We start from the raw sequence: 1484 nt of genomic DNA, 5'->3' as shown, positions 1-1484 counted from the left end.
CAGGCTGTGTAAAAACGTAGAGAATAATGGATAAATATGGTATAATTAAGTAAGGAAACCGAATCATAAGGGGAATAATTATGCCATATAAAAACGGAATAAACCGCGAACAAATTACACTATTTCCGGAAAGCATAGATGATTATATAACAGAGGACAATGAGGTTCAGTTTATTGATGCATTTGTAGATAATATAGAAACAGAATTTAAGTATTCCAAAACAAGTGAAACGGGGCGCCCTCCATATAACCCAAAGGATCTGCTCAAACTATACCTGTATGGGTACATCAATGCCATAAGATCGAGTAGAAAGCTTGAAAAGGAATGTCATAGAAATCTAGAGGTAATGTGGCTTCTAAAGAGTCTAAGGCCGGATCACAAAACGATAGCAAACTTCAGGAAAGACAACAAAGAAGAAATTCCAAAAGTATTTAAAGAATTCACGCTGCTCTGTAAGAAACTATCAATGTTTGGGGGAGAAATAGTATCGGTAGATGGAAGTAAATTTAAAGCAGTAAACTCAAAAAAACAAAACGTTGTAAAAGAAAAAGCTGTTGCAAGGATAAAAGAAATTGAGAAGCAGATAAACGAATACCTGAAGGAAATTGAAGAAAATGATAAGAATGAAGAAGACACAAAAACGATAACGAAAGAAGAGCTGCAAGAGAGAATTGAGACAATTAAAAAACGCAAAGAAAAATATGAAACCCTAAAGGCTAAGATGGAAGAAACGGGAGAAACCCAAATATCAAGCACAGATCCAAACAGTAGACTAATGATGAACAACCGTAAAATGGAAGTCTGCTACAATATACAAACGATAGTAGATGAGAGAAACAAACTGATATTAGACTATAAAGTAACAAATGAAGTAAGCGACATAAATCAACTGTCTATCATGGCATTAAAAGCGCAGGACATACTGCAAACTGAAAACATAGATGTTTTAGCAGACAAAGGATATTACAAGTCAACTGAAATCAAAGCCTGTATAGATAATGGAATGGTTCCCTACGTATCCAAGCCAGAAGTAAGTGGCGGAAAAGGCTATAAGCTCGAGAAATTTGAGTACATAAAAGAAAAAGACATATACATATGTCCAGGGAAGCAAGAACTAACATACAGAAAACAAACAAATAAAAACGGTAAGATAATAAGGAGCTATTACACAAAAGGTTGTAAATATTGCAAAATCAGAAGTCAGTGCACAGAAAATAAGACCGGAAGAGAAATTCAGAGATGGGAACATGAAGAAATATTAGAAGAAATGCAAAAACGATTAAAGGAAAATGCAGAAAAGTATTTCTTGAGAAGATGTTTATCTGAACATCCATTTGGAACAATAAAACGGACAATGAATGCAGCATATTTGCTGATGAAAGGCTTTGAAAAAGTAGAAGTTGAAATCAGTTTGATAATGCTGTCTTATAATATTAAAAGAGTAATAAACATACTGGGAGTAAAGAAATTGATTGAAGTACTG

Annotated in this window: 1 protein-coding gene; it reads left to right on the top strand. The window is 33.8% G+C overall.

Annotated features, from left to right (window positions below; all coding sequences use genetic code 11):
* Positions 1-80: 80 nt before the first annotated feature.
* Positions 81-1484 (top strand): IS1182 family transposase (locus tag A7D23_RS00005; RefSeq protein WP_068882880.1); only part of this gene is annotated, 1404 nt, incomplete at its 3' end.

Origin of the sequence: Dehalobacter sp. TeCB1, assembly GCF_001707455.1 — a bacterium.
Lineage (GTDB): Bacteria > Bacillota > Desulfitobacteriia > Desulfitobacteriales > Syntrophobotulaceae > Dehalobacter > Dehalobacter restrictus.
Note: the sequence above shows the minus strand (reverse complement) of the source record. Positions and strands in the feature narration are given on the sequence as shown.